This window comes from Amycolatopsis halotolerans (assembly GCF_042647905.1).
GTDB lineage: Bacteria > Actinomycetota > Actinomycetes > Mycobacteriales > Pseudonocardiaceae > Amycolatopsis > Amycolatopsis halotolerans.
Genome location: NZ_JBHRWI010000083.1, coordinates 1 through 1330 on the forward strand (window position 1 = coordinate 1; position 1330 = coordinate 1330).

Annotated in this window: 1 protein-coding gene; it reads right to left on the reverse strand. The window is 67.2% G+C overall.

Features of this window, described 5'->3' with window-relative positions; translation table 11 throughout:
* On the reverse strand, positions 1–1162 hold a 1162-nt coding region (locus ACFORO_RS46615; RefSeq protein ID WP_377896787.1), incomplete at its 3' end, for an IS110 family transposase.
* Positions 1163–1330: the final 168 nt, after the last annotated feature.

The window sequence follows — 1330 nt, forward strand, 5'->3', positions numbered from 1 at the left end:
AGCCAGCGTTGTCGCGGAGCATGGCCCACAGGACGTTGAGGCGTCGGCGGGCGAGGCAGAGCAGGGCTTGTTCGTGTCGTTTGCCTTCGGCGCGTTTGCGCCGGTAATAGGCCTTGGAGATCGGGCAGCTGGGCAGGCTGGCCGAGGCCGCGAGGTAGCAGGCCCTCAGCAGGCCGCGGTGGTAGCGGCGAGGCCGTCTGAGGTTGCCGCGGATGCGGCCGGAATCGCGTGGAACGGGAGCGAGCCCGGCGTAGCCGGCGAGACGGTCGACCGAGCCGAACGCGGTCATCTCGCCGCCGGTGGCAGCGAGAAATTCTGCGGCGAGGGTGGGGCCGAAACCGGGCAGGGTGAGGATCACCTCGGCGTGGCGGTGCCGGCGAAACCGTTCCTCGATCATCGCGTCGAGCTCGTCGATTTCGGTGTTGAGGGCGATCACGCCCTTGGTCAGCCGTTCGACCATCGCGGCGGCGAGTTTCTGGCCGGGCAGCGTGGTGTGCTGCGCGGAAGCGGCTTCGACGGCCGCGTGCGCGACCGATTCGGCTTTGCGGACCTTGCGGTGGCGCAGCCAGCGGATCAGGCGTTGCTTGCCCAGCCGCCGGATTCCGTCCGGGGTCTGGTGTTCCGTCAGCAGCACCAGGTGTCCTTTGCGGGACAGGTCGAGGCTGCGTTCCAGCGCGGGAAAGTACTCCAGCAGCTGGTGGCGGATCCGGTTGATCGCCCGGGTCCGGTCGCAGACCAGGTCGGTGCGCCGGTTGGTCAGGGTCCGCAGGTCGACTGCGATCTCGTCCCCGGCCCGCAACGGGCCGAGGTCACGACGGACACGGGCCTGGTCGGCGATGACGAACGCGTCTTTCGCGTCGGTTTTCCCTTCGCCCCGGTAGGTTCCGGCAGCCCGGTGGACCTTCAAACCGGTGATATAGACCAATTCCTGGGCGTGGTTGACCAGCAGGCCGATCAGCAGCGCCGCGCCACCGCTGTTCAGGTCGATCGCCCACAGCACATCGGTGTCGATGGCCGTGACGTCGGCGATCAGGGCCAGCAGTTCGGTTTCGTCGTTCTGGACCCTTCGGGACAGCAGCCGCTCGCCGATGTCGTTGATCACCACGCAGTGGTGGTGTTCCTTGCCGATGTCCACGCCGGCCCAGATCTGGGGCACGACCACCTCTTTCGTTGTTGTGCTCAAGGGTTCACCCACAGACGACCACGCCGACGATGTCCTACACAGCGATCCACGCGTATCCCAATTAGCGGTCGAGCCGTCTCGGGGGCCCGGGCGGCCAAGTCCTTTCAGCCTTGCCAACGGCGACGCCATGTGAGCCATACCCGGAGC